This window comes from Neisseriaceae bacterium CLB008 (assembly GCA_041228285.1).
GTDB lineage: Bacteria > Pseudomonadota > Gammaproteobacteria > Burkholderiales > Neisseriaceae > JAGNPU01.
This window is the reverse complement of the sequence record CP166133.1, coordinates 2,361,162-2,386,021: the sequence shown is the minus strand read 5'-3', so window position 1 is coordinate 2,386,021 and position 24,860 is coordinate 2,361,162. Positions and strand designations below refer to the sequence as shown.

Annotated in this window: 26 protein-coding genes; 16 read left to right on the top strand and 10 right to left on the bottom strand. The window is 52.4% G+C overall.

Annotated elements, in window-relative coordinates; translation table 11 throughout:
• Positions 1-24: 24 nt before the first annotated feature.
• From AB8Q18_10950 to AB8Q18_10935, 4 genes are all read right to left on the bottom strand, one after another.
• Positions 25-1,470 carry an efflux transporter outer membrane subunit gene (locus AB8Q18_10950; protein XDZ50703.1) on the bottom strand — a complete coding sequence of 482 codons (1,446 nt, stop codon included), beginning with the start codon at positions 1,468-1,470 and terminating at the stop codon, positions 25-27.
• Positions 1,470-2,519 carry an HlyD family secretion protein gene (locus tag AB8Q18_10945; protein ID XDZ50702.1) on the bottom strand — a complete coding sequence of 350 codons (1,050 nt, stop codon included), beginning with the start codon at positions 2,517-2,519 and terminating at the stop codon, positions 1,470-1,472. Before AB8Q18_10945 ends, AB8Q18_10950 begins: the two co-directional genes overlap by 1 nt.
• Before the next feature lie 17 nt (positions 2,520-2,536).
• Complete coding sequence (locus AB8Q18_10940) at positions 2,537-4,069, bottom strand: MFS transporter (protein XDZ50701.1); 1,533 nt, start codon at positions 4,067-4,069, stop codon at positions 2,537-2,539.
• A gap of 104 nt (positions 4,070-4,173) precedes the next feature.
• Positions 4,174-5,091: a LysR family transcriptional regulator gene (locus AB8Q18_10935; GenBank protein XDZ50700.1), complete on the bottom strand. Its 918-nt coding sequence runs from the start codon at positions 5,089-5,091 to the stop codon at positions 4,174-4,176.
• Between the two features lie 113 nt (positions 5,092-5,204).
• Here AB8Q18_10935 and AB8Q18_10930 point away from each other — a divergent pair, with 113 nt between their 5' ends.
• Positions 5,205-5,636 (top strand): universal stress protein, encoded by a 432-nt coding sequence (locus AB8Q18_10930; GenBank protein XDZ50699.1) that lies wholly within the window; start codon positions 5,205-5,207, stop codon positions 5,634-5,636.
• Positions 5,637-5,693: 57 nt separating this feature from the next.
• On the opposite strand, the gene AB8Q18_10925 is transcribed toward AB8Q18_10930, so the two are convergent.
• On the bottom strand, positions 5,694-6,452 hold the full coding sequence (locus AB8Q18_10925) for an endonuclease/exonuclease/phosphatase family protein (GenBank protein XDZ50698.1): 759 nt from the start codon (positions 6,450-6,452) through the stop codon (positions 5,694-5,696).
• A complete protein-coding gene (gene nudB / locus AB8Q18_10920) occupies positions 6,418-6,897 on the bottom strand; it encodes a dihydroneopterin triphosphate diphosphatase (GenBank protein XDZ50697.1) in 480 nt (159 codons plus the stop codon). The genes AB8Q18_10925 and nudB overlap by 35 nt, the downstream gene beginning before the upstream one ends.
• 377 nt (positions 6,898-7,274) lie before the next feature.
• On the opposite strand from nudB, the gene rpsF reads away from it, so the two are divergent.
• The 8 genes from rpsF to recR all read left to right on the top strand — a co-directional run bounded on the left by rpsF (position 7,275) and on the right by recR (position 12,812).
• On the top strand, positions 7,275-7,652 hold the full coding sequence (gene rpsF / locus AB8Q18_10915) for a 30S ribosomal protein S6 (GenBank protein ID XDZ50696.1): 378 nt from the start codon (positions 7,275-7,277) through the stop codon (positions 7,650-7,652).
• 2 nt (positions 7,653-7,654) lie between these two features.
• Positions 7,655-7,951, top strand: coding sequence for a primosomal replication protein N (gene priB / locus AB8Q18_10910; GenBank protein ID XDZ50695.1), 297 nt, complete (start codon positions 7,655-7,657; stop codon positions 7,949-7,951).
• 5 nt (positions 7,952-7,956) lie between these two features.
• The gene (gene rpsR / locus AB8Q18_10905) at positions 7,957-8,187 is read left to right on the top strand and encodes a 30S ribosomal protein S18 (GenBank protein XDZ50694.1); all 231 of its coding nucleotides are present in this window, start codon (positions 7,957-7,959) and stop codon (positions 8,185-8,187) included.
• Positions 8,188-8,202: 15 nt separating this feature from the next.
• Positions 8,203-8,655: a 50S ribosomal protein L9 gene (gene rplI, locus AB8Q18_10900; GenBank protein ID XDZ50693.1), complete on the top strand. Its 453-nt coding sequence runs from the start codon at positions 8,203-8,205 to the stop codon at positions 8,653-8,655.
• A gap of 175 nt (positions 8,656-8,830) precedes the next feature.
• On the top strand, positions 8,831-9,844 hold the full coding sequence (gene mltB, locus AB8Q18_10895) for a lytic murein transglycosylase B (GenBank protein XDZ50692.1): 1,014 nt from the start codon (positions 8,831-8,833) through the stop codon (positions 9,842-9,844).
• Between the two features lie 2 nt (positions 9,845-9,846).
• On the top strand, positions 9,847-11,727 hold the full coding sequence (dnaX, locus tag AB8Q18_10890; protein XDZ50691.1) for a DNA polymerase III subunit gamma/tau: 1,881 nt from the start codon (positions 9,847-9,849) through the stop codon (positions 11,725-11,727).
• A 16-nt stretch (positions 11,728-11,743) separates the two neighbouring features.
• Positions 11,744-12,085: a YbaB/EbfC family nucleoid-associated protein gene (locus AB8Q18_10885; GenBank protein ID XDZ50690.1), complete on the top strand. Its 342-nt coding sequence runs from the start codon at positions 11,744-11,746 to the stop codon at positions 12,083-12,085.
• A 79-nt stretch (positions 12,086-12,164) separates the two neighbouring features.
• Positions 12,165-12,812 (top strand): recombination mediator RecR, encoded by a 648-nt coding sequence (gene recR, locus AB8Q18_10880; protein ID XDZ50689.1) that lies wholly within the window; start codon positions 12,165-12,167, stop codon positions 12,810-12,812.
• Positions 12,813-12,867: 55 nt separating this feature from the next.
• Here recR and rnk read toward each other — a convergent pair whose 3' ends face one another.
• A complete protein-coding gene (gene rnk / locus AB8Q18_10875) occupies positions 12,868-13,275 on the bottom strand; it encodes a nucleoside diphosphate kinase regulator (protein ID XDZ50688.1) in 408 nt (135 codons plus the stop codon).
• Between the two features lie 199 nt (positions 13,276-13,474).
• Here rnk and AB8Q18_10870 point away from each other — a divergent pair, with 199 nt between their 5' ends.
• The 4 genes from AB8Q18_10870 to AB8Q18_10855 all read left to right on the top strand — a co-directional run bounded on the left by AB8Q18_10870 (position 13,475) and on the right by AB8Q18_10855 (position 16,394).
• The gene (locus AB8Q18_10870; protein ID XDZ50687.1) at positions 13,475-13,681 is read left to right on the top strand and encodes a DUF2788 domain-containing protein; all 207 of its coding nucleotides are present in this window, start codon (positions 13,475-13,477) and stop codon (positions 13,679-13,681) included.
• Between the two features lie 171 nt (positions 13,682-13,852).
• Complete coding sequence (gene trxA / locus AB8Q18_10865; protein ID XDZ50686.1) at positions 13,853-14,179, top strand: thioredoxin TrxA; 327 nt, start codon at positions 13,853-13,855, stop codon at positions 14,177-14,179.
• Between the two features lie 255 nt (positions 14,180-14,434).
• Positions 14,435-15,691, top strand: coding sequence for a transcription termination factor Rho (gene rho / locus AB8Q18_10860; GenBank protein XDZ50685.1), 1,257 nt, complete (start codon positions 14,435-14,437; stop codon positions 15,689-15,691).
• A 151-nt stretch (positions 15,692-15,842) separates the two neighbouring features.
• Positions 15,843-16,394, top strand: a complete 552-nt coding sequence (locus AB8Q18_10855; protein ID XDZ50684.1) for a DUF1775 domain-containing protein — start codon at positions 15,843-15,845, stop codon at positions 16,392-16,394.
• A gap of 171 nt (positions 16,395-16,565) precedes the next feature.
• On the opposite strand, the gene glnE is transcribed toward AB8Q18_10855, so the two are convergent.
• Positions 16,566-19,259, bottom strand: a complete 2,694-nt coding sequence (gene glnE / locus AB8Q18_10850) for a bifunctional [glutamate--ammonia ligase]-adenylyl-L-tyrosine phosphorylase/[glutamate--ammonia-ligase] adenylyltransferase (GenBank protein XDZ50683.1) — start codon at positions 19,257-19,259, stop codon at positions 16,566-16,568.
• 123 nt (positions 19,260-19,382) lie between these two features.
• Here glnE and AB8Q18_10845 point away from each other — a divergent pair, with 123 nt between their 5' ends.
• From AB8Q18_10845 to AB8Q18_10835, 3 genes are all read left to right on the top strand, one after another.
• Positions 19,383-20,210, top strand: a complete 828-nt coding sequence (locus AB8Q18_10845) for a carbon-nitrogen hydrolase family protein (protein ID XDZ50682.1) — start codon at positions 19,383-19,385, stop codon at positions 20,208-20,210.
• A 74-nt stretch (positions 20,211-20,284) separates the two neighbouring features.
• Complete coding sequence (gene tldD / locus AB8Q18_10840) at positions 20,285-21,730, top strand: metalloprotease TldD (GenBank protein ID XDZ50681.1); 1,446 nt, start codon at positions 20,285-20,287, stop codon at positions 21,728-21,730.
• A gap of 212 nt (positions 21,731-21,942) precedes the next feature.
• Positions 21,943-23,058, top strand: a complete 1,116-nt coding sequence (locus AB8Q18_10835) for an SRPBCC family protein (GenBank protein XDZ50680.1) — start codon at positions 21,943-21,945, stop codon at positions 23,056-23,058.
• A 54-nt stretch (positions 23,059-23,112) separates the two neighbouring features.
• On the opposite strand, the gene AB8Q18_10830 is transcribed toward AB8Q18_10835, so the two are convergent.
• Positions 23,113-23,541 carry an EamA family transporter gene (locus tag AB8Q18_10830; GenBank protein XDZ50679.1) on the bottom strand — a complete coding sequence of 143 codons (429 nt, stop codon included), beginning with the start codon at positions 23,539-23,541 and terminating at the stop codon, positions 23,113-23,115.
• 124 nt (positions 23,542-23,665) lie between these two features.
• Positions 23,666-24,838 carry a PLP-dependent aspartate aminotransferase family protein gene (locus tag AB8Q18_10825; protein XDZ50678.1) on the bottom strand — a complete coding sequence of 391 codons (1,173 nt, stop codon included), beginning with the start codon at positions 24,836-24,838 and terminating at the stop codon, positions 23,666-23,668.
• Positions 24,839-24,860 lie beyond the last annotated feature (22 nt).

Sequence of the window (24,860 nt, the reverse complement as noted above, 5' to 3'; positions counted from 1 at the left end):
GCCGCTTTTGCGTGGGCTAAAGGACTATGGTTTAGTGGGCGTGGCCTCGACCTGCCAACCGCCGCCTAGCGATTTGTATAGGCTGATCACGGCCAGAGACGTAGCTGTGGTGCTGGCCACCTGCTGGCGCTGGCTGGCTAGAACGCTTTGCTGTGCGTTCAATACGTTTAAGTAATCTACCATGCCTTGTTTGTACTGTTGGGTGGCGTAGCCTAAGGCTTGCTGGCTGTGCTGAACGGCTTGAGAGAGCGCGTCATGCTGCTTTTGGCTGGCATATAGCTGTACCAGGCTGTTTTCGACCTCATGCCAGGCTTGCAATACCGTACGCTGATAGTGAATGGCGGCTTCTTGCTGCTGTTCTTGACGCAGTTTGAGGGTGCCGGTTAAGGCACCGCCTTGAAACAGTGGTAAGTACAGACTGGGGCCTACCGAGAAATGGCGCGCGTCCCAGCTGCCCAGCTGATTGAAGTTGAGGCTCTGGAGGCCGATGTTGCCGGTAAGGTTAATGCTGGGATAAAAATTGGCCTTGGCCACGCCAATACTGGCGGTGGCAGCATGCAGCGCCGCGCTGGCGTGCTGAATGTCGGGCCGACGCTCGGCCAGCTCGGAAGGTAGGCCGGTCGGAATCTGTGCCGGCGGTGTGGGTATGGCTCGCCGCACCTGTAATAGGTTAGCCAGCTCATAAGGCTGCTTGGCCAAAAGCAGGCTTAAATCGTTGATCAACGCCGTTTGTTGCGCCTGAAGCGCGGGCAGCTGCGCTTCGGTGCTGGCCACGTGCGTCTGGGCCTGAGCCACGGCCAGACGAGTGGCGGCGCCAGCCTGAAGACGAATCTGGGTGAGGCGCAAGGCTTCGCGGGCGCTGACTAGGTTTTGCTCGGTGATGGCCAGCGTGGCCTGAGTGCCCCGCAAGCGTAGATACTGTTCGGCGGTGGTGGTGATGATGGCCAGCTGGACGGCGTGACGATCGTGTTCGGCCATGTCGATCTGGGCGTCAGCCACTTCAACCTGACGTCGAATTTTACCCCATAAATCCAGCTCCCAAGAGGCGCTGAGGCCGGATTGCCAAAGATCGTAAGCGGCTTTGCCCTGGTTTCCTGAAGGATCGCTCAGCCCTTCTTGAGTGTTGCGCTTGCGGTCATAGCCAGCATTGAGGCCAAGATTGGGTAGGCGGGCGCTGCCGACGACTTGGCCCGAAATCATGCTTTGGGCCAAGCGGCTGGCGGCGATCTTGAGATCCAGATTGTGGTCGATGGCTTCTTGAATCAGCTGGTTCATTAAGGGGTCGTTAAATAAACGCCACCAATCGTGTTCAAACGAGGCGGGCACGCCGCGGCTAGTGACGTCTTGTGGCTGTGCTCGCCACTCTTGGGCGCTGAGGTCAAACGTCGGCTTGCTGAAGTCCGGCCCCACGGTACAGGCGGAGGTGGCGCAGCACAGCAGCGTGTATAGGGTGGTGCGTAGTGGCGTCATTATTTGGCCTCCTGGCGACTGCTGGTGTCGATCTTGGCTTCGACCGACATGCCAGCACGTAAAGCCAATAGCAAGGGTTGGTCAGGATTAAGGCGGATCTTGACCGGAATGCGCTGGGTGATTTTAGTGAAGTTGCCGGTGGCGTTTTCAGGCGCAATGGCGGCAAAGGTCACGCCGGTGGCGGGCGAGATGCTGTCGACTTCGCCGTAAAGGTCTTGATCGAAAGTGTCTACTTTGAGAATCACTTTTTGGTGGGGCTGTACTTTGGCTAGCTGGGTTTCCTGAAAATTGGCCACCACATAAAGGCCGTTAGTGGGCACAATGGCCATCAGCTGGGTGCCGGCGCTGACGTAGTTGCCAATGCGGGCGGTACGGTGGCCGATCACGCCATCAATGGGGCTGATGATTTGGGTGTAGGACAGGTCCAGCTGGGCGCGCGCCACTTGGGCTTCGGCCTGTAGCTTGGCGCCTTGAGCGGCAGTGACTTTCGCGTTTAAAACTTCAACTTGATTTTTAGCGGCGGCCAGTACAGCTTGGGCCTTCAATAGATTGGCCTGACTGATTTGGATCTGCGCTTGAGCCTGTTGGGCATCTTGTCTCGAACCTGCGCCTTCGTCAGCCAAGTGCTGATGTCGCTTGAGCTCTTGCTGGGCAAAAGCCTGTTCGGCCTGAGCTACCTGTACGGCGGCATGGGCCTGTTGGATGATGGATTTTTGCTCGGTAAGCTGAGCCAGGCTTTGTGCTGCCTGCGCTTCAGCTACGGTCAAGTTGGCCGTAGCAGCTTGGAGGGCGACCTGAAAGTCGTGGTCGTCGATTTGGGCAATTAAATCACCGGCTTTAACGCTTTGGTTGTCTTCGACCAACACTTTGTTGATGAAGCCTGCGACTTTGGGCGCAATATGGGTGAAGTCGGCTTTCACGTAGGCATTGTTGGTGCTTTGTCTGGCGCTGTTGGTGAATACTAAGGCGTACAGGCCATAGGCTAGGATGGCCGCCACCAAAATGGCTAGAATAATGAATCGACTGCGGTTTTGTACTGTTTCTGACATGATAACCTCTTCTTGTCCTATGGCTGTGGGACAGCTCTAGGGGGATAAATGCGTGTGGGCATGATCACAATTAATAAAATAAACGCCAGCGCCACTAAGGCCACCAACCAATATAGGTCGGCTGAGCTTAAAACGCTGGCTTGAACGTGAATCTTTTGGGCCAAAAGGGCGCTGTGTTCGGTGGTTTGGGCTTGTCCAACCTGATCGACCAAGCTAGTGGAATGGTGATGCAGGCGGGTACGTGCCAATACCCCGAGGACGGCCGTAGCCAAAACGGTGGAGAAGCCTTTAACGGTGTTAAACCAGGCAGAGGCAAAAGGGCCATCGATGGGTTGCAGTTTGCCGGTCGAAAGCATGAGTAGGGGGATCACCGCCATCGGCTGGGCAAAAATTTGCACCGCCTGGAGCCAATAAAAGTCGCGGTTAATCCATTCCGACGTCAGCTGGCTACCCAAGTAGCAGCTGTAGGCCAGCATGATGAAGCCTAAGGCCAATACCCAGCGGCAATCGACGCGGGGGATGTTGCAAAGCGCAGCCACTAAGGGCAGGGCGATCAGCTGTGGCAAAGACACCACCAGCATCATTGGCGCAGTTTGTAAGGCACGGTAGCCTTGAATGTGGCCCAGATAGCTGGCAGGGATGCTGCTGGCGGCCAATAGCACGAACAACACGCCTCCTAAGCTGATTAAGGCAAAGGTGAGGTTGCGGTTTTTCAAGAGCTGAATTTTAAAAAACGGCAGGGGGTGAAACCATTCGTTGATTAAAAACAGCACCATCAATAGGGCGCTGCCCAACAATAAGAAGGTGATTAAAGGGCTGTGAAACCAGTCTAAGCGCTCCCCTTGCAATAGCCCCGTGCACAGCATGCTGATGGCCGGTAGCCCTAAGAGCATGCCCAGCCAGTTAAATTGCTGGAAACGCTCTAAACGAAGCGGGTCTTGTGGTAGGCCGTAGGCCACGAACACCAGGGCTAAAAAACTGAAGGGGATGGCCTGCCAGAACGACCAGGCCCAGCCAAACGACTCTAGCCAAAAGGCAGCCAACGGCGTGGCGATGGTTGGGCCAAAGGTGGCGGTTAAGGCGTAGCAGCCTAAGCCGTATAGCTTGATGTTCGGCGGCAAAAAACGCAGGGCGCAGGTCATCAATAAGGGCGGTAAGCTACCACCGGTTAGGCCTTGCAGCATGCGCAGTGCCAATAGGGTTTCGTAGTTGGGTGCGAAGGGGCTTAATAGGCCAAACAGCATGAATAGGCCGATGGCCCACGACGCGAACAGGCGAATGGAGAAGGTGTTGGCAAACCAGGGTGTGAAGGCCATGGCCGAGACCGACATAGCCGTGTACAGCGTGGTCAGCCAAGTGGCCTCATCCGGCGTGATGAATAATGCCCCCTGAATGTCGGGCATGGCAATCTTGGTGACGCTCTCGTTGATGCTGGCCATCAACACCGCCAATAAAACCCCTACTAAGCCACAGATGAGGCGTCCGCTAAACGGGTTGGCTGGCGCAGTGGGTTTTAGTGGCGGCGCAGTGGAGACAGATAAAGTACTCATACGACCTCTTTGGTTGATTTAAATCAAACCGAAGTGTAGGCGGTCGTCCTGAGGAGAAAAACTGACTTATAGACAACTTATCAATGCAGCAAACGCATTTGCCGTTAGCATGATGGCGGTTGTTGTTCAAATTGGATGCACAGCGTTTTGATCATTTGCCTGAACCACTGGTGGGCGGGCACATTGTCAAAACGAGGATGCCATGCTTGGGTTACCTGTACTGGCTTGAGCGGCAGCGGGATGGGAAAGCTGCGTAGCGGCAGCGTGGCGCGTAAGAGCGGCAGTAGCTCTTCTGGGCAGGTCATCAGAAAATCGCTGTGGCGTAAAGAAAAGGCTGCGGATAAAAAATTAGGCTTGATTAAGGGGATGCGTCGCGTCAGGCCCAGTTCTTCGAGGGCCATGTCGATGGGCCCATGGGCGCGGCCACGGCGTGAAATGCTGATGTGATCGTAGGCGGCGTAGCGCTCAGGGGTGATGGCTTGATCGAAAATCGGGTGGTCACTACGGGCTAAGCCTATTTGGTGGGAGTCGAACAGGCGCTGGACTTTAATTTCTGGGTCGAAGGCCTGTCGTGCGCCAATAAATAACTCGATGCGACCCTCTCTTAAGGCTGCATCGTCGACGTCGCTTTCGGCCACGAAACGCAGCTGAACCAGAGGCGCCACTGCCTGAATTTGGGCCAAAATGTCGGTTTCAAAAGCACCTAAAAAGCTTTCGTTGGCCCTGAGGGTAAAGGTTTTATTGAGCTGTTTGAGTTCTAGCGGTCGATTGGCGTCGAATAAATTAATCGACTCATGCACCAGAGTGTGTAGCTGGGCCTGAATCGATAGGGCGCGAGGCGTGGGCACCAGGGTGCGGCCAGCACGTACCAAGATCGGGTCATTAAAGGCGGTGCGAATGCGGGTGAGGGTGCGGCTCATGGCTGGCGCGCTTAAGTGCATGCGCTGGGCGGCTTTGCTGACGCTGCCTTCTTCTAGCAAAATGTCTAGGGCGATCATTAGGTTGAGGTCTGGGTGTTTCATATGGCTACCGTTGTCAGGTGTATTTAATGCATTATATTAATGCGTTTCAAGGCATGTCTTGGGCCCAGTTTATCGGGCATCATGAGTCATTATACCTTTGAAAGGACACGCTCATGTTGACGTCTATTTTGATAGCCATTGACGGTACCCCTGATACCCATGCCTTATTGGTTTTAGCCCGTAAACTGGCTCGGCCAGAGACGCAGACGCACATTCTATACGTTAGCGATGCGGCCTATACGCTGACGCTAGAGGCAGTTGATAACAGTGCCGCCACCACAGAACAAGGCGCTGCGGTGCGCTTGTTGAACGAGGTGTTGGCGGCAGCGAATGCGCTGGGCTTGAATGCGAAAGGCCATGTGGTGGGCGGTGATCCAGCGGCGTTGATTGTGGCCCAAGCGCAAAACATTGGGGCGTCTTTAATTGTGATGGGGCACAGGCAGCTGTCGCCGCTGAGCCGTTTATTTGATCCATCGGTGTGCATCCAGGTGATTAAAACCGCGACGTGTCCGGTGTTAATCGATGGATTTAATGCTCACGTTTAAGTGATTAAAAAAAGCGCCTGAAGCAGAGCTTCAGGCGCTTTTTTAGGTATACAAGGCCTAGGCCGGCAGCACGGTGGCGCTGAGCGGTAGGTGGTCGGATAGCCGTTGCCACGGCAGACCCTTATGGACCTGAGCGTCAACGATTTGTAAGTTGCGAATGTAAATCCGATCCAAGCTCAGCATGGGCGCACGCGCGGGAAAGCTTTTGGGGTAGGCGCCGTGCTTAGTCATAAAGGCTTCTTCTAAGTCCAATAACGGCATCAGCTGTTCACTCGCCTGATGGCGCCAGTCGTTAAAGTCACCGGCCAAAATAAGCGGCAATTGAGGATCGACCTTGTGTTTAATGTAGTCGCTCAATACGGCATACTGTACCGCCCGGTCTTTTTGGCGCAGGTTAAAGTGGGCGCATAAGGCCACGATGGGGCGATCCCAGCCCTGCGGCAGAACCTCGCAGTGTAAAACGCCACGCTGCTCGTGCTTGTGTAGGGTAATGTTGAGGTTGGTTTTTTCTTTGATTTTGTAGCGGCTCAGCAGCGCATTACCGTGGTGCTTATGGGTGTGGTAGTGGGCATTGAGGCCATAAGATGCATTCAGGCCCATTTCGCGGGCGAAATAATCGTATTGCGACAGCTCGGGAAAATAGTTGAATTTTTGCGCCCGTTTGAGGTTGGCGCCTTGCACCTCCTGTAAAAACAAAAGGTCGGGCGACAGCGTCTCTAAAGCGCTGGCGATTTGCTGTACCTGCATTTGTCGATTCAAGGCCGACATGCCTTTGTGAATATTATAGGTTGCAATCGTAATCGGTTGTTGAGTCATGTTGTCCCTTATGTTTTAACATGAGTATGGCCTCGCGGTTAGAAGGGGAAAAAACCCGTTCGGCGGCGTCTTCTATGGCCAACCATTGATACTGTAAATGTTCTGCTGGCGCCAGCGTGATGGGTACGCTTTTGGGGACGCACAGTGAAAAAACGTGCTCCGTGTTTTCGGTCACGCCCGGTGCATAGCGATGGCGCCAGTGTGGATAAATTTCATACACGTTCTGGTGCTGCCAATCTTGGGGCAGATACACGCTGGTGTCGATGCCCGTTTCTTCCATAACCTCACGCTTGGCCGTATCGATTAAGGCCTCTTGGCCTTCCTTGCTGCCGGTAACCGATTGCCAAAAGCCAGGTTTGTCTTTGCGCTCGATGAGTAAGACTTCTGCCTGGGCCGTGTGGATGACGACCAGTACAGAAATGGGCTGTTTGTTCGGTTTACTCATAAAGCACTCAAAGTAGGATGGGTCAAAACAGCAAGCATGGGCGCAAACGGCACGCTTGTCAAAAAAGACCCGCCTGGCTGCGGTATGAGTGCACAATGCGCTTTAATTGGTGCCAAACGGCTAAAATTCAAGTATTATGCTTGTGGATTCAGTTGTTTGTCGGTTGTTGCTGCTTATGAGCCGGTTCTCGACCGTATCTATACTAGGACAGGCTAGGGCAAAAAAAATTCCCTAACCCCTTAATAGTATTAAAAGTAAATAAACCAAGGTTCTGCCTTGCTAGAACCATTAAATGTGCGTATAATTCGCACCTTTCTAAACCCTTGCCTTTTGCAAAAGCGCATGGCAAAAGGATTTATTAGCCACAAGGAGACAACATGCGTCATTATGAGATCGTATTTATCGTTCACCCGGACCAAAGCGAACAAGTGTTAGCAATGGTAGAACGTTACAAAGCTATGGTGACTGACGCCAACGGCGTTATTCATCGTTTAGAAGATTGGGGCCGTCGTCAATTGGCTTACCCAATCGACAAAATTCATAAAGCACACTATGTGTTGATGAACATTGAGTGTGATTCTGCCGTTGTGGAAGAAATCGAAACTGCATTTAAATTTAACGATGCCGTTTTGCGCTACTTGACCGTGAAAATGAAACACGCGATCACTGAAGCTTCTCCTATGATGAAGGAAGAAAAAGCGAAAAACTTGCTAGACAACGCGCCTGTTGCTGAAGAAGCAAAGGTTGAAGCGTAAGCTTGATCAATCAACTTACGCTTTGCGCGCAAATCTCACAGCTTGAATCGCTACGTTATACCCCAGCAGGTTTGCCGGTATTGGAGATGTTGTTAAAACATCAATCGTATCAGCAAGAAGCCGGGCAGGATCGAGCGGTAAACTGTGAAGTCCAAGCAAAGTTATTTGGAGATGCAGCGAAAGATTGGCAATACGCCCAAGACAGCGTGGTCAACGTCACTGGCTTTTTAACTCATAAAAGCTTACGTAACCCCAGGCTGGTGCTGCACATACAAACAATCGAATTACACAAAGGTTAACGACAATGGCTCGTCATTCATTTAAACGTAAAAAATTCTGCCGTTTTTCAGCAGAAGGCATTAAAGTAGTAGACTACAAATCAGTAGATTTACTAAAAGATTTCATCGCTGAAAACGGTAAAATCATTCCTGCACGCATCACCGGTACTAAAGCTGGCTACCAACGTCAGTTGTCTACCGCGGTTAAACGTGCTCGTTTCTTGGCTTTGTTGCCATACACCGACCAACACAAGTAACCTAGGAGCTAAAAAATGCAAATTATTCTGCTTGAAAGAGTTGCTAACTTAGGTGACTTAGGCGAAGTGGTTAACGTGAAAAATGGTTTTGCACGTAACTTCTTGATCCCTCAAGGTAAAGCACGTCGTGCTACCGAAGCTAACTTGGCTGAGTTCGAAGCTCGTCGCGCTGAGTTAGAAGCCAAACAAGCTGCTATTTTGGCTGATGCACAAGTGCGTCAAGCAAAACTAGAAGGCGCTGAAATCACCGTGGCTCAAAAAGCCGGTGTGGATGGCCGCTTGTTCGGTTCTGTAACCAATGCTGACATTGCTGATGCGATCATCGCTTTTGGTGTTGAAGCTAAACGTTCAGACGTACGCTTGCCTAACGGTCCTTTGAAAGCCGTTGGCGAATACGAACTTGAAATTGCTTTACACCACGACGCTGTAGCCAACGTTAAAGTAAACGTTGTGCCTGCTGCTGAGTAAGTCACACCCACAGATTCATCTGTTGACGAAACCCGTTTACCGCGTGTAAACGGGTTTTGTTTTTTGGGCGTTTAAAATGGCGTTTAAATCTTGCCTAGAGGGAGAATAGGCGAAAAGGGATTTTGTGATGCCGCATTTCTTTGTTAAACTGTCAGGCATTCATCCGGGGGATTCTATGAAATTAAATTCATTATGGACAGTGGCCATGGCCGCTCTCTTAAGCACATCGGCTTGGGCCGATGCCACGCTGTTAGACAAGCCTGAAGTACAGAGCTTTATCGATAAAAAAGTAAACAGTAAAGAATACACCCGTGCAGAATTAGAAAGCTTTTTTACCCAAGCGGTACATAAGCCCAGCATCATCGCCGCCATGGATCGACCAGGCACTTCTCGGCCTTGGTATGAGTTCAAGAAAAACAACTTAGGCCCGAAAAAAATTCAAGAAGGGGTACGGTTTTGGCAGCGCAATTCAGCCTTATTGACCGATATTGCCAAAAAATATCAGGTGGCTCCAGAAACCATCGTTGCCATTTTGGGCATCGAAACCAATTACGGCACTGTGATGGGCTCGTTTCGTCTGGCCGATTCCTTAACCACCTTAGCCTTTAACTACCCGCGTCGTGGTGAATTCTTCCAGCAAGAATTAGATCAGTTTTTAACCCTGGCTAAAGAAGAGGGCGATGATCCCTTTTCCTTTAAAGGCAGCTACGCTGGCGCCATGGGGATGCCGCAGTTTATGCCGTCAAGCTATCGCCAGTGGGCGGTCGATTACGATGGCGACAAGCATCGCGACATTTGGCAAAACCCAGGCGACACCATCGCTTCTGTGGCCAATTATTTGAAAAAACACGGTTGGGCGGAAAACCAAGTGATGGTGGTGCCCGTACATTTGAGCGAGAATCCTGACATTGCTGCCGTGGCCGCTATGGCGGAAGAGAAAACGGCGCTGAACCACACTGTGGCTGAGATGAAAAAGATTGGCATTGTGCCCGATTATCCCGTTAAGGATTCGGTGAAGGCCATGCTGTTTAACCTAGAAGTGGCGCCAGGCGTGTTTGAATATTATATTGGCCTGAACAACTTCTATACGGTCTGGCATTACAACCATAGCCGCCTGTACGTGAAGGCAGTGCAAGAGTTGGCAGACTTAATCAAAGCCGGTTATTTGGCGCAAAGTTCAGTAGGATAAATATGGCGGCATATCAAGTATTGGCCCGCAAGTGGCGGCCCAAGCGGTTTGACGATTTGGTGGGGCAAGAGCATGTGGTCAAGGCCTTACAAAACGCCTTGGCGAAAGGGCGGCTGCATCACGCTTATTTGTTGACCGGTACGCGCGGCGTGGGTAAAACCACCATTGCGCGCATTTTGGCCAAAAGCCTGAACTGCACCCAAAGCGTTGACGGAGAGCCGTGCGGCAGCTGCGCCAGCTGTACGCAGATTGATGCGGGCCGCTACGTCGACCTTTTAGAAATTGACGCGGCATCCAATACGGGCATCGACAATATTCGGGAAGTCTTAGAAAACGCTCAATACGCGCCGACTGCTGGCCAATATAAAGTGTACATCATCGATGAGGTGCACATGCTGTCCAAGAGTGCCTTTAACGCCATGTTGAAGACCTTGGAAGAGCCGCCTAGTCACGTTAAATTCATTCTGGCCACCACCGATCCGCAAAAAGTGCCGATTACGGTTTTGAGCCGCTGTTTACAGTTTGTGCTGCGCAACCTAACGCCGCAGCAGGTGACCGAACGTTTGGCTCATGTGCTGACGGTTGAGGGCGTGCCGGCCGAAGAGGCTGCCTTGAATCTATTGGGCCGTGCTGCTATGGGCTCGATGCGCGATGCGCTGAGTCTATTGGATCAAGCCATTGCCTTAGGCTCCGGCCAAGTCAGTGAAGCCGACGTTCGGCATATGCTGGGCGCGGTTGATCGCCAGTATCTCTTTGCCTTATTGCAGCATGTGGTGAATCAAGATGGCCCGGCTTTGATGCAGCAGGCACAAGACATGAGTGCGCGCGCAGTGGGCTTTGATAGTGCGTTAGCGGAGCTGGCGGCGCTGTGCCAACAGCTGGCGCTGATTCAGGCCGTACCTAGCCTATTGCGTCATGACGACCCTGAGGCTGAAACCTTATTGGCCTTGGCTGAGGCCTTAAGTGCTGAGCAGCTACAGCTATATTATCAATGCGCGATTCATGGCAAAAGAGATTTACCTTTGGCGCCAGATGAGGCCGCCGGTTTTAACATGACTTTACTGCGGATGTTGGCGTTTCAGCCCCTCAGCGCTAAGGCTACGCCGCTTAATCTTAAGATTAAAGGCACGGCCTTGCAGCAGTCAGCTGCTGCGCCTGCTGCCGTGGCTCAAGCCACACCCGCCGTGACGGCATCGGTACCGCCGCCCCCCAAAGCGCCTGTCGCACAGCCTGAGGTGGAAGCGGCGCCAGAACCTGTGTTCACGCCAGAGCCAGAGGCCGAGCCAGAGCCTACTCCTCAGCCAGAAGCCCCTAAGGCTGTTTTGCCTTGGGAAGAGGATGAGGCAGAGGCAGCCCCTCTTGAAGCTGAGCCGATCGAGCCTGCTGCGCCCGTGCTTGAGGCCGAGCCTGTACCGATGGTCAGTGCTCCGTTAGATGTTTCAGAAGTGATGCTTGAAACTGAGTCATCTGCCCCGATGTTGAATACCCTATTGCCAGAGCTTAAACCCACGCATTGGCGCGAAATACTGGGCCAGCTGTCGCATCAGCTAGGCGCTTCGCAAATGATTGCCAATAATGCCGTCTTGCTGCGCGTGGTGGCGGGTAAGGTGGTGTTGGGTTTGACCGATCAGGCGCGTAAGCTATTGAGCGATGACATGCTGCAACGCTTAGCGCAAGTGTTGACCGAAGCGTACGGTGAGCCGTATGAAGTGGACACCGAGCATTTAACCGATGGTCAGGAAACACCGACCATGCAAAAACAGCGGGAACAGGATGAGCGGATGGCGCAAGCTGAAGCCGACCTGGCCCAAGACGATAAGGCTCAGGCCTTGCACCAATTATTTGACGCCACCTGGATAGATGGCTCGATTAAACCTATTTAAAGAAGGAGTACTCCCTATGTTCGGTAAAGCAGGTATTTCAGGCTTGATGAAACAAGCGCAAAAAATGCAGGATAAAATGAAAGAAGCTCAAGCACAGTTAGGCAGCGTTGAGGTTGAAGGCGAAGCCGGTGCGGGCTTGGTGAAAGTGGTGATGACCTGTCACCATGGCGTGAATCGCGTCATCATCGATCCAAGCTTGATGTCTGCCGATGCAGACGACAAAGAAATGTTGGAAGACCTGATTGCTGCTGCCGTCAACGATGCCGTGCGTAAGGTTGAAACCACCACTCAAGAACGCATGGGTCAGTTTACCCAAGGCATGAACCTGCCAGCAGGCATGGGTGATTTCTTTAAATAAGCATGCAGCCGTCGGGCATGGCCTACACCACCTGTTGAGTCATTAGCGGGTGGTGTTTGTTTGTGGTTAAGGAGAAGGCATGAAGAATCCATTGGCTTTAGAGCGGTTGACGCAGGCATTGCGGGTATTGCCCTCTATCGGGCCTAAATCGGCCCAGCGCATGGCCTATCATTTATTGCAGCAAGACCGTAAAGGGGCCGAACAGCTGGTGGCGGCATTGCAGCATGCCTTAAGCCACATTCAGCATTGTCGGTTGTGTAATACGTTTAGCGAAACCGATATTTGTAGCCTGTGTGCCGATGAAAGCCGCCATCACAAAAGTTTGATGGTGGTGCACATGCCGGCCGATGTCGCCAGCCTAGAAGAGGCAAAATGTCATGATGGCCTGTATTTTGTGTTGATGGGGCAGGTCAGCCCAACCCAGCAGTTGGATTTAAACAGTATTGATTTACCTAAGCTGACAGAGCGGCTGAAAAACAGCGACATTAATGAGATCATCATCGCCACCAACTTTACCGCCGAAGGCGACGCCACGGCCTATGTGTTGAGCGAGCTGTTTAAATCTTTGCCCTATAAAGTGAGCCGTTTGGCGCGCGGGATGCCCTTGGGCGGTGAACTAGACTACATTGATGCGGGCACTTTGGCCCAAGCCGTGTATGAGCGGCGTATTTTGAAGGACGGTGCGGCATCGACGACGGCTGAGTCGGCAGCTTCTGATCCTGATTAGTTCATACTAAGCCATTAAAAAATGCACCCAGACAGTGGGTGCATTTTTTAATGGCTTAGCGGAACAGCTCGCCCGAGGCTTCAGGCTGATAGCTCAGTGCGACTAAGGTAAGGTGAGTGGTTTTGCCTTCTTGGGTCCATTCGATGGACTGGCCAATAGACAGGCCTAGCATGGCGGCGCCCACGCCGGCTAAAATGCTGATTTTGCCGTTGCCGAAGTCGGCGTCTTTGGGGTAGACCAAGGTCAGTAAGCGCTCTTGGCCGCCGTCGGTTTGAACGGTGGCGGTACTGTTCATGGTGAGTACGTTCGCAGGCATCTCGTCTGGCTCTAACACATCGGCGCGGTCGAGCTCTTGCTGTAGCAATTCGGCGGCGGGGAATTGGTCAAAGTCGGTTTGGTCTAACAGCGTGGTTAAACGATCGTGATCCAGGCTAGAAACAGTGATTTGTGGCAGGTCTGACATAGCATACGCTCCAAAAAAACGAAACAACCGCAACTCAATCATCATTAAGCCACGGCATCAGCGCTTAAGTTAGCTGAAGCGTGTTCAATTAGCAAGTAAATAATGATGCGGTGCTGATCCAGCCATTTTCAGCCTAGTTGGAGGTGGCCAATTTTTGGCGTAAAATAACCACACACACAAGTATAATTGAGGATGCATCATGACGGAAGCAGAGTTTGCCGCGATTGCTTTACCGGTTTGTTTAACGGGTTTAGTGATCTTTTTAGGCTTTATTATTTGGGACTTGGGTAAAAAATCAAAGGCGGGCCGTTTAGGCATGTTCATGCTGTTTTTGGTTTTAGGCTTAGGCGTCTTAGGCTTTATCTTGAAGAACGTCATCGTGGAATTTTTTCTTTTGACAAAATAACGAGATGAGGGTCTGAAGGGAAATGGCCATCGCCAGCGGCCGTAGGAACGGCTAATATAGCCATACTGAAAAACTATGGGGCTGGATTTTGGCTTGAACTTTTTGCCATTACCCCGTATCGTATTAACTTAATATTGCTTTCCCCATTATGGATATTTAAAGGACAAAACCATGAGCGACTTAATCATTCACACCAGCGACAGCGCATTTGAAAACGACGTACTTAAAGCTGAAGGCCCTGTGTTGGTAGACTTCTGGGCACCTTGGTGTGGTCCTTGTAAAATGATTGCCCCAATCCTAGACGACGTGGCAAAAGACTACGAAGGTAAGTTGAAAATTGTGAAAATCAACATTGATGAGAACGAACAAACGCCTGCTCAGTTTGGCGTGCGCGGTATTCCTACCTTGATGATTTTCAAAGACGGCCAAAATGCCGCCACTAAAGTGGGCGCATTGGCTAAAGGCCAGCTGATTGCCTTTATTGACGGCGCGCTTTAAATCGCCCATTATGTCATCAGACTTTCAAGGCGCAAGTTTCAATCCCTGAAGCTTGCGCTTTATGTATTGTCTTGACAGTTAAAAATTCATGGCATAAACTAAGTTATGTTTCGGTTCAACCAAACCAAGATGCTCAATCTTATCTAGAACCTAAATTCAGTTCACACTCAGCGTCAGAAATCATCCCGACATTTTTTATCGCGTTTGCGTGCTTCGGCAGGCAGACTCATTATATTGTATCTACATCATACCTCTATGCACGTATCAGAACTCCAACACAAACATGTTTCTAAACTATTAGAAATGGCGGCCGAGTATGGCATCGAAAACGCCAATCGCTTACGCAAACAAGACTTGGTCTTTGCCATTGTGAAACACCTAGCCAAACAAGGCGAAAGTTTTACCGGTAACGGCACTTTAGAAATCTTGCCTGACGGCTTCGGTTTTTTGCGTAGTCCTGACACTTCTTACTTGGCTGGCCCTGACGACATTTACGTGAGCCCTAGCCAAATTAGACGCTTTAACCTGCATACGGGCGACACCATCGAAGGGGGCGTACGTACTCCTAAAGACGGCGAACGTTACTTTGCCTTGGTGAAGTTAGATAAAATCAACGGTGACAACCCTGACGTCTGCAAGCACAAAATTCTGTTCGAAAACCTCACGCCTTTATTTCCCACCAAACAGTTTTGCCTAGAGCGCGACATTCGCGCTGAAGAAAACATCACCAGTCGCGCCATTGATTTGATCGCCCCGATTGGCCGTGGTCAGCGTGCCCTTGTGGTGGCGCCGCCTAAAACGGGTAAAACCGTGATGTTGCAAAACATTGCCCACGCCATTACGGCCAACTACCCTGAAGTTGAACTCATCGTGTTGTTGATCGATGAGCGCCCAGAGGAAGTGACTGAGATGACCCGTTCGGTACGCGGTGAAGTGGTGTCGTCAACCTTTGACGAACCGGCACAGCGTCACGTACAGGTGGCAGAAATGGTGTTGGAAAAAGCCAAGCGCCTAGTGGAGCATGGTCGTGATGTGGTGATTTTACTGGATTCGATTACCCGTTTAGCGCGTGCTTACAATACCGTGGTGCCGGCTTCAGGTAAGATCTTGACCGGTGGTGTGGATGCGAATGCGCTGCACCGTCCTAAGCGCTTCTTTGGCGCGGCCCGTAACGTGGAAGAGGGTGGTTCTTTAACCATCATCGCGACGGCTTTGGTAGAAACCGGCAGCCGTATGGACGATGTGATTTACGAAGAGTTTAAAGGCACGGGCAATATGGAGCTGCATTTGGATCGCCGCATGGCAGAAAAACGCATGTTCCCAGCCATCAACATTAACCGCTCTAGCACGCGTCGTGAAGAGCTGTTGGTGCCGAACGATCAGCTGCAAAAAATGTGGCTGTTGCGTAAATTCCTACACCCAATGGACGACATTGAGGCAATGGAATTCCTGCACGATAAATTAAAATCATCTAAAAATAATGCAGACTTCTTTGATTCAATGAGACGTTAAGTTGGATTGATGCATGAAAAGCAGCCCGGTGGGCTGCTTTTTTTCGTTTTGAATCAGGGCTTAAGCTAATAGTCTGTGGTTTTTTCTGTACAGGTGAAAATTGGATATGTTATATTGTAACACTTTTATCACCTCTTGAAGGAATCCCCTCATGATGCAGATGCGCTCTACCCTCGTGGCCGTTTTGGCTTTAATGGCGGCCAGCCAAACTTGGGCACACGCCCATTTTAACCCCAGCCATGTGGCACCAGGCTACGTTGGGCCGATGTCGATTCAGATTGGCCACGGCTGTAGTGGTCAAGCCACTGAACGGGTGACGCTGTATGTGCCTCAAGGAGTGAGCGTGACGTCTATGCCTAAACAGGGTTGGCAGGTGAACGAGCTCAAAACCGCTGGGCGCGTTAGCGAAGTGAGCTGGTCGGGCAATCAACTGCCCAGCAATGAAAAGGCTGAGTTTACGTTTGGCTTAGTGGCGCCCATGCAGTCGGGAGCTGTGGCGATGGCGGTGCGCCAGCTGTGCGTGAATGGCGAAGAGCTGTACTGGCACGATGAGGCCGCAAAGTCGGCTTTTCCTGTGCCCAGCTTTAACGTCAGCGCAGACGCTATGGCCGATGTGGTAGATGAGCATGACCATCATGATCATGATCATGGCCACGACCATGATCATGCTGGCCATGACCATGACCACGCTCATGCGCATTGAGGGTGATCTGATCGGCCTATTGGATTGAGGTCTGATCAGCATGAATAGGCCACACACACGCTAAAGCCCACCTAATGGTGGGCTTTAGCGTGTGTTTACGCAAGCTTAGCCCGCTGGCCTAGGCCGCCTTCTGAATTTGAGACGGCCTGTGTCTCTGGCTGTCGATCACGGCTAGGCTAGGGCTTGCTCAAATACGGCCAGCCATAGGCGTTTTACCGCTTCGTAATGGCCCAATAACACCTCATCTACCTCGGCTAGGGGCTGATCGCGTAAATGGCTGTCGTGCTGGACGCTGCGATAGTAGCGATAGGCCAGCCGTGCTGCGGTGGCCATTTGTGGATCGATGAGGACAGCGTCGGCAGCCATCGCCAAGAGGGCAATGTTGCCATAGTTGCGGGTTAGGTGGGGGTGTTGATGGGCGTGTTCCAAAATCAAATACTGCACCAAAAACTCAACGTCTACTACGCCGCCGCGGGCGTACTTCACGTTGGCCAAGAGCGGTGGGTGGGTGGCAAACATTTTTTCGCGCATGTCGATGATCTCGCGGCGCAGCGCCTGAATGTCGCGTGGTCGGGTCAAGATGTCATGGCGCAGTTGCTCCACTGTCTGGCCTACCTGCGGGTCGCCGCAGACAAATCGCGCGCGCGTTAAGGCCTGATGTTCCCAAGTCCAGGCGTCTTGCTCTTGATAACGAATAAACGCATCGGCCGTCACGCAAGGCAGGCCAGCGTCGCCGTTAGGGCGTAGGCGCAAGTCTACTTGATACAGCGTGCCGGCGCCGGTGGTGCTGGATAGCCAGTTGGTGATGCGCTGTACCGCCCGTGAATAAATTTCTAAGGCGTCGGGGTGGTCGTCTTGATACACGAAGACCAAGTCTAAATCTGAGGTGTAGCTCAGCTCTTTGCCACCGAGTTTGCCGTAGCCAATCAGGGCAAAGCAAGGCTCGGGGCGGTGTTTTTTCACCAAGGTTTGCCACACATGGTGTACCGTGGCCTCTAAAATAATATCGGCCAGCAGCGTCAGTTCGTCAGAAAGGCTTTCGATGGACCAGACGTTGGCCAAATCCTGTACCGCCAATCGGAACACCTGGGCGTGTTTGAAATGGCGTAAGGTGTCCATTTTGGCCTCGACGTCGCTGCCGCAGGCATCAAGTGCGTGTAAGAGGGTTTCTTTGAGCTTGCCCCAATCGTATTTCTCTTTTATGATATTAGCATTCAATAGCTCATCTAGGAGAATGGGGTGTTGCATCATGTATTGGGCCATCCACATACTGTGTGACATGACTCTGGCTAACGGCGCCAAGGTTTCTGGATGCTCGTGCAAAAATGCAATATAGGATGAGCGTCGGCCAATGCTTTCCAAAAAGTCGAACAAGCGAATGGCGCAGATGGTCGGCTGCTGCGTCTGGCTGGCAGCGTTTAAGAGTAAGGGCACCAGCGCATCAAAGCGTGGCTGGGCTCTGGCGCTGAGGTGCTGGTATTTGTGGCCTTGGCGTAAGGCTTTGAGCCGATTTAAAATGACTTCGGGATCAAAGCCATGGGCTTCTAACAGTATGGTTTGGGCTTCTTCTTCCGCTTTGGGCTGCCACAATAAGGCCAGCGGATGCTGGCTCTTTTGGCCTTGTTCTGGCGTGTCCAAAAGGTCGTTAAAAATATGGCTGACAAACTGGCGGTGCTGGTTTAGAACGGCCAACATGGCGTCGTAGTGAGTAAAGCCCATGCTGTGTGCAATATTGGCCTGAGCGGCAGGGTCTTCTGGTAGGTTTTGCACCTGCTGATCGTCTACGTATTGGAGACGATGCTCGAGGTGGCGTAAAAAGCGATAGGCAGCCAACAACCCTTGTTTGGTGGGCTCATCAATCATTTGGTGTTCAGCCAGCGCCATGAGGGCGGCTTGAGTGCCGCGAATCTGCAAGGAGCGAACCTTGCCGCCGCGAATCATTTGGAAGATTTGCACAATGAATTCTACTTCGCGAATGCCGCCAGCGCCGAGCTTGATGTTGTCGAGCTTGTCTTTACGGGCCACTTCGGTGCGAATTTGTTGATGCAGTGAACGCATGGCGGCGTAAGTGTCAAAGTCGAGGTATTTGCGGTACACGAACGGGCGCACCAAGCTTTTGATGCTGTTGTGCCCAGGGGTAACGACGCGTGCCTTAATCCAGGCATAACGCTCCCATTCGCGGCCTTGGGTAATCAAGTATTTTTCTAGGGCGGTTTCGCTCAGTACCAGTGCGCCGGAGTCGCCATTTGGGCGTAGGCGCATGTCAACGCGAAACACTTGGCCTTCTTCGGTGATGTCGTGTAAGAGGGTGATTAATTTTTGGCCAACTTTGGTGAAGAATTCTTGGTTACTTTTGACTTTAGGGCCGGTGGTGTCGCCGGCCTCTGGATAGGTGAAAATCAAATCGATGTCGGAAGAAACATTTAGCTCGTAGCCGCCCATTTTACCCATGGCAATGACGCTGAGCTGTTGCGGCGTTTGGGTGTATTGACCAATGGGTTCGCCATAAGTACGGGCCTGCTGCTGATGGGCAAACTGTAGTCCTGTATTGAGGGCGAACTCAGCCAGAGCAGTAATGGTTTGGGTCACCTCATCCAGTGGCGCCCAGTGCGCTAAGTCACGGATCAGTAGGTGGGCCAACACGTGTTGTCGTAGCCGCCGCAGCTGTTTTTTTAGCTCGCCCTCATCTTCGCGTTCACACAGTTCGGCCCATGGGGCATAGGCGTCAAAAAATGCTGGCCGTAGCGGACCGCCTAGGTGTTGTTGGAGCGCATTCATGTCCAAACGCCCGCTGTCGATTAAGCGGCTTAGATAATGGGAAAAATCAGCGGCCTGGGTGACGGCCTGAGCAGGGGTTACGGACATAAGGTTGCCTATTTTTGAAAACAAAATAAAATGAAAGACAGGATGAAAAAGACCATCAGCAGCACAAAGGTGATGGCGTGATGAATCACAGCAACATCATTAAACAAAAAAGGAAATAGAGCAATGGATAAAATCAAAGTAGCGGCGGTGCAAATGGTCTCTGGGCACGACTATCCCAGCAATTGGGCGCGGATGCAGTCCTTGGTGGAAGAGGCTGCGGCTAAGGGCGCTCAGCTGGTGGTGTTGCCTGAATATTGGCCTATTTTTGGCCACACCGATCAGGACAAGCTGGCCTTGGCTGAACCTTTTGGCTCCGGCCCGATTCAGTCGGCCTTAAGCCAGCTGGCCCAGCGGCTGGAGATTGTGCTGATGGCGGGGAGCATTCCGCTGCAAAGCAAAAGCTCGGCCCACGTACTCAATACCTTACTAACCTACGATGCCAGCGGCGCTTTGGTGGGGCGTTATGACAAAGTCCATCTGTTCGGTTTCAGCGGTTTGGGTGAGCGTTACGATGAGGCAGACACCATCTTGCCTGGCACCAAAACCCCTGAGCTGAGCGTGTTGGATGGTCAGTTAAGCATCGCCCAAGGCATTTGCTATGACTTACGCTTCCCTGAATTTTTCCGCGTGCAGGCGCCGTTTGATCTATTGGTCTTGCCTGCGGCCTTTACCTATACCACCGGCAAAGCACACTGGGAAATTTTACTGCGCGCCCGCGCCATTGAGAATCAATGCTATGTATTGGCCAGTGCTCAAGGCGGTACTCATTCAAATGGCCGCCGTACTTTTGGTCATTCTATGTTGATCGATCCTTGGGGCGACATCGTCGATGTGTTGGCTGAAGGTGAGGGCTTGGTAATGGGCACGGTGAGCATGAAGCAGTTACAGTCGATTCGAACCCGTTTGCCGGCCTTGGCGCATCAAACCATTTCGTTGGCCTCATTGAAATAGCGTAAAGGAGTGGCTTTTATCAGTGTGGGGCTTTATGATTAGGGCTTACGTTTTTATTATTTAAAAGGCTTTTCATGTCGTCTTCTTTTGATTTGGCATCGACGCAATTACTGGCTCAAAATCAACTTTCATCAGCCCATTTGGCTTCGGCCCTAGGCTTGATTGGTGCGCATCAGGTCGACTATGCCGACCTTTATTTTCAACACACGATTAATGAGAGCTGGCAGTTAGAAGAAGGCATCGTGAAGGCAGGTAGCTTCAATATCGATCAAGGCGTGGGCGTGCGCGCGGTGAGCGGCGACAAAACCGCTTTCGCCTATGCTGATGCGATTAACGAAGACAGCCTACAGCAGGCAGCCTTAGCGGTACGTGCCATTGCCCAAGCAGGGCAGACGCAAACGGTGGCGGTGGCCACGCGACAAGACAGTCGTCAGCTGTATGCACCGAATAATCCAATTTTATCTTTGGCGGCCGCCCAAAAAGTAGCCTTGTTGACTCGTGTTGATCAAATGGCTCGTGCGGCGGATCCTCGCGTCACTCAGGTGATGGCCAGCCTCTCGTGTGAATACGACACGGTGTTGTTGGCGCGTTTGGATGGCAAACAAAACGCCGACATTCGACCTTTGGTACGGGTGTCCGTGATGGTGATTGTGTCGCAAAATGGCCGCAAAGAGCAGGCCAGCAGCGGTGGCGGTGGTCGTTTTGATTTAGCCTATTTCAGCGATGAAAAACTGGCCGAATACGTCCACAATGCCGTGACTCAGGCAGTGACCAACCTAGACGCCAAGCCTGCGCCTGCGGGAGAGATGACTGTGGTGTTGGGCAGCGGCTGGCCAGGCGTATTGCTGCATGAGGCCGTAGGCCATGGCTTAGAGGGTGACTTTAACCGTAAGGGCACCAGCGCCTTCAGCGACAAAATGGGCCAGCAGGTGGCCGCCAAGGGCGTCACCATTTTGGATGACGGCACCTTGTCTGAGCGCCGTGGTTCTTTGAATATGGACGATGAGGGCAATATGACTCAGGCCACCACACTGATCGAAGACGGTGTGCTGGTTGGCTATATGCAAGATGAAATGAATGCACGTTTGATGGGCCAGTCGATTACGGGCAATGGTCGTCGTGAAAGCTATGCATCTATTCCCATGCCCCGCATGACCAATACCTATATGCAGTCTGGCGAGTATGAGCCAGATGAAATCATCGCGTCAGTACAAAACGGCATTTATGCGGTGAACTTTGGTGGCGGGCAGGTCGACATCACCAGCGGTAAGTTTGTGTTCAGCGCCTCAGAAGCTTGGCGTATTGAAAATGGTCGCCTGACTCATCCGGTTAAGGGCGCCACCATTGTGGGCAATGGCCCTGAAGTCATGAATCATGTCAGCATGATCGGCAACGACATGGCGTTGGACAGCGGCGTGGGCGTGTGCGGTAAAGAAGGCCAAAGCGTGCCGGTTGGCGTGGGCCAGCCTACCATGCGTATTGATGCTGGCCTCACCGTGGGTGGCAGCGACCTGAGCTAAATAGGTTGATGAACGATTAACGCTAACGAGCCCGCTAGGGGCTCGTTTTTTTATGGCCACGACATAGCTGTGGCGCATTGACAACGCAAACCGATCAAAATGACGTTGGGGTTAATTAAATATTGTTTTGGCATTTTAATGGTGGGATAGTGGGCAGAGTATCTGGCGAGTGCCAGGTGGGGAGGTGGTTGATTCGGCGTTAGGAGGGCGGCATGCACGCAACATTCAGACAGCCTCAGGCTGTGGCATCGGTGCCGATTGCGGCGTATTTTGATGAGGCGGTGTTTGCCGCAGAACAGCAGCGCCTGTTTGGTCAGTCTCCCCAGTATGCAGGCCACGAACGGATGGTGCCTGAGTGCCATGACTACCACGTTTTAGCCCACGATCCTGGTTTGGTTTTAGTGCACACGGCAGCGGGGCTTAGGCTGCTCTCGAACGTGTGTCGCCACCGTCAAGCATTGATTTTAGAGGGTCGTGGTCATGCCCGTACCTTCACTTGCCCATTACACCGCTGGACTTATCGCCACGATGGGCGCCTGCTGCTGGCGCCACACTTTCCCACTAACCCCTTATTACATTTGGCTGAGCATACGCTCTACGATTGGGCGGGTCTACAGTGGCGCCTACCGCCGGGTGTGGCGCCGCTGTCGTTACCGAGCGCGTTGGCGTCGCGTTTTGCCTTGGATGACTATACGTTTACCCGTGAGGTTCACAGCAGTGCAGGCTACAACTGGAAAGCGTTTATTGAGGTTTATTTAGAAGACTATCATGTAGTGCCGTTTCATCCTGGTTTGGGCCACTTTGTCTCCTGTGAGGCCATTGACTGGTCTTTTGGGCATGACTGGAGCTTACAAGTGGTTGGATTTACGCCGAAGGTGCCCGAAGCGCGCCATAGCCAAGCCTACTACGATTGGTTTGTCGGCATGCAGACTTATTACCAAGGCCAGCTGCCCGAGGCCGCGGCGATGTGGCTGTTGATTTATCCAAATGTGATGGTGGAATGGTATCCGATGATGGTGGTGGTTTCGACGGTCTATCCACAGGGCGTGGCGGCGTCCACCAACATCATGGCGTTTTATCACCTTGCTGATTTAGCGGCGCATCCTGAGGGCGAGCATTGGCGCGAGCAGAGCATGAAGGCCTATTTAGAAACGGCGGCTGAAGACGATGTGATTGGCTTACGGATGCAGGCTGGTCGAAAAGCCCTGTATCGGCGCCAAGAAGAGGATGGTGGCCCTTATCAGCAACCGTTGGAGGCGGGTATGGCTTATTTTCATGCTTATCTACACGGCCATATGGGCCCACTCTATGCCGGCCTCAGGGCATGATTTTGGGGCATAAAAAAACGGCGCTTAGGCGCCGTTTTCTGCAATAAAGAGGCCTTAACCTATGGCCACCAGCAAGGCACCGATGGCGATCATGCCCACGCCCACGCCGGCCACGAGGCTGAGGGTTTCACCAAACAGCACAAAGGCCAAAATGACTGAAAACACCACGCTGAGTTTGTCGATGGGAGCTACCTGAGACACCTGACCATTTTTAAGCGCCATGAAGTAAAACAGCCATGACAGGGCGCCAGCAATGCCGCTCATGACAATGAAGCTCAGCGCTTTTTTATCGGCCAGCACTTCCGACACCATATTGAACTTCCCTTGGGCGATGACGACGCCGACTAAGAACAACGCCATGATGACTGAGCGCACGGCGGTGGCGGTGTTGGCGTCTAAATTTTGAAGGCCAATTTTGCCAAAAATAGCCACCAATGAGGCGGTAAAGGCAGACAGTAGGGCGTAGACTAACCAGGAGCTCATACGATTGATTCTCATTAGGTAAAAGAACATGATAACCCTTATTAATCATTTTGACTAACGGTGGCGTCATGTGGCTGCATTGTGGCTTACAAAAAACAGGCCTAAAGGCCTGTTGTGTCTGAGTTTAGGCGCCTAAGGCCTGGGCGAAGGCCTGTTTGAAATCGTCGATCAAGTCGTCTGCATCTTCAACCCCAATGCTGACGCGCACTAAACCCTCGGTGACGCCGGAGGCTAAGCGATCGGCTTCACTCATGATGGCGTGGGTGGTGCTGGCTGGGTGGCAGATCAAGCTTTCTAGGTCGCCTAGGCTTACGGCCTGGGTGAAGAGCTTAAGCTGATCCAACAGCTTGGCTACGGCCACAAAGCCACCCTCTAGCTCGAAGCTGATCATGGCGCCATAGTGGCCGACGGTGTCGCTGACCACGGCATGGCCTGGGTGATCGCTTAGGCCAGGAAAATAGACTGTCTTAATGCCAGCTTGCTGGCTTAAATAGTCGGCGACCTTGGCGGCGCCTGCGATGTGGGCATCCATTCGTAGCGGCAGCGTTTTTAGGCCGCGCAGCAGTAAATAAGCATCGCTAGGGCTGATGGTGGAGCCAATGTGTTTGGCCGCCACCGTGCGGATTTTTTGCATTAAGGTCTCACCACCGGCGATGACCCCAGCGATCACGTCACCGTGGCCGCATAGATACTTGGTTGCACTGTGCACCACCACGTCTACGCCTAAAGCCAATGGGCGGAAAAGGTAGGGGGTATAAAAGGTGTTGTCGCAAACGGTGAGGGCACCGACTTTCTTGGCCGCGGCCACGACTTTGCGCGTGTCCACCACTTTGAGAGTGGGATTCGTCAACGGTTCGAACAGAATGACTTTGGTATTGGGCTTGATGTTGGCCAATAAGTCATCGTCGCTGGCGTAGCTGGTGAGGGTGACGCCGGCGCGGGTCAGGGTTTGCTGTAAAAAAGCATCGGTGCCGCCGTATAGCGGTGCCACAAAAGCGACCTCATCACCGTGGTTGGTGAGGGCGTATAGCGTGCTGCTGGTGGCGGCCATGCCGCTGGAAACGGCCATGGCGCTGTCGGCGCCCTCTAGGGCGGCCAGCTTCACTTCAAGGTCGGTCACGGTGGGATTGCCCATGCGGCTGTAAAAATAGCCAGGCTCTTGACCAGAGAAGCGGGCTTTGCCGGCTTCAGTGCTGGGATAGCTAAAAGTGCTGCTTAAATACAAGGGCGTGTTTAACGGCGTGTTGGTCGTGTCGGCCACGCGCCCCGCGTGGATGACCATGGTTCTGAATTTCATTGGGAAGCTTTCTGTCGGGTTT

Excerpts from the sequence above, each read along its gene's own strand:
- rplI (XDZ50693.1), top strand. The coding sequence starts at position 8,203 with ATGCAAATTATTCTGCTTGAAAGAGTTGCTAACTTAGGTGACTTAGGC.
- AB8Q18_10925 (XDZ50698.1), bottom strand. The coding sequence starts at position 6,452 with ATGACTCAACAACCGATTACGATTGCAACCTATAATATTCACAAAGGC.
- AB8Q18_10935 (XDZ50700.1), bottom strand. The coding sequence starts at position 5,091 with ATGAAACACCCAGACCTCAACCTAATGATCGCCCTAGACATTTTGCTA.
- AB8Q18_10885 (XDZ50690.1), top strand. The coding sequence starts at position 11,744 with ATGTTCGGTAAAGCAGGTATTTCAGGCTTGATGAAACAAGCGCAAAAA.
- AB8Q18_10945 (XDZ50702.1), bottom strand. The coding sequence starts at position 2,519 with ATGTCAGAAACAGTACAAAACCGCAGTCGATTCATTATTCTAGCCATT.
- tldD (XDZ50681.1), top strand. The coding sequence starts at position 20,285 with ATGTCGTCTTCTTTTGATTTGGCATCGACGCAATTACTGGCTCAAAAT.
- AB8Q18_10855 (XDZ50684.1), top strand. The coding sequence starts at position 15,843 with ATGATGCAGATGCGCTCTACCCTCGTGGCCGTTTTGGCTTTAATGGCG.
- glnE (XDZ50683.1), bottom strand. The coding sequence starts at position 19,259 with ATGTCCGTAACCCCTGCTCAGGCCGTCACCCAGGCCGCTGATTTTTCC.
- nudB (XDZ50697.1), bottom strand. The coding sequence starts at position 6,897 with ATGAGTAAACCGAACAAACAGCCCATTTCTGTACTGGTCGTCATCCAC.
- rnk (XDZ50688.1), bottom strand. The coding sequence starts at position 13,275 with ATGTCAGACCTGCCACAAATCACTGTTTCTAGCCTGGATCACGATCGT.
- AB8Q18_10930 (XDZ50699.1), top strand. The coding sequence starts at position 5,205 with ATGTTGACGTCTATTTTGATAGCCATTGACGGTACCCCTGATACCCAT.
- AB8Q18_10825 (XDZ50678.1), bottom strand. The coding sequence starts at position 24,838 with ATGAAATTCAGAACCATGGTCATCCACGCGGGGCGCGTGGCCGACACG.
- AB8Q18_10950 (XDZ50703.1), bottom strand. The coding sequence starts at position 1,470 with ATGACGCCACTACGCACCACCCTATACACGCTGCTGTGCTGCGCCACC.
- recR (XDZ50689.1), top strand. The coding sequence starts at position 12,165 with ATGAAGAATCCATTGGCTTTAGAGCGGTTGACGCAGGCATTGCGGGTA.
- mltB (XDZ50692.1), top strand. The coding sequence starts at position 8,831 with ATGAAATTAAATTCATTATGGACAGTGGCCATGGCCGCTCTCTTAAGC.
- AB8Q18_10830 (XDZ50679.1), bottom strand. The coding sequence starts at position 23,541 with ATGAGCTCCTGGTTAGTCTACGCCCTACTGTCTGCCTTTACCGCCTCA.
- rho (XDZ50685.1), top strand. The coding sequence starts at position 14,435 with ATGCACGTATCAGAACTCCAACACAAACATGTTTCTAAACTATTAGAA.
- trxA (XDZ50686.1), top strand. The coding sequence starts at position 13,853 with ATGAGCGACTTAATCATTCACACCAGCGACAGCGCATTTGAAAACGAC.
- AB8Q18_10835 (XDZ50680.1), top strand. The coding sequence starts at position 21,943 with ATGCACGCAACATTCAGACAGCCTCAGGCTGTGGCATCGGTGCCGATT.
- rpsF (XDZ50696.1), top strand. The coding sequence starts at position 7,275 with ATGCGTCATTATGAGATCGTATTTATCGTTCACCCGGACCAAAGCGAA.
- AB8Q18_10940 (XDZ50701.1), bottom strand. The coding sequence starts at position 4,069 with ATGAGTACTTTATCTGTCTCCACTGCGCCGCCACTAAAACCCACTGCG.
- AB8Q18_10870 (XDZ50687.1), top strand. The coding sequence starts at position 13,475 with ATGACGGAAGCAGAGTTTGCCGCGATTGCTTTACCGGTTTGTTTAACG.
- rpsR (XDZ50694.1), top strand. The coding sequence starts at position 7,957 with ATGGCTCGTCATTCATTTAAACGTAAAAAATTCTGCCGTTTTTCAGCA.
- dnaX (XDZ50691.1), top strand. The coding sequence starts at position 9,847 with ATGGCGGCATATCAAGTATTGGCCCGCAAGTGGCGGCCCAAGCGGTTT.
- AB8Q18_10845 (XDZ50682.1), top strand. The coding sequence starts at position 19,383 with ATGGATAAAATCAAAGTAGCGGCGGTGCAAATGGTCTCTGGGCACGAC.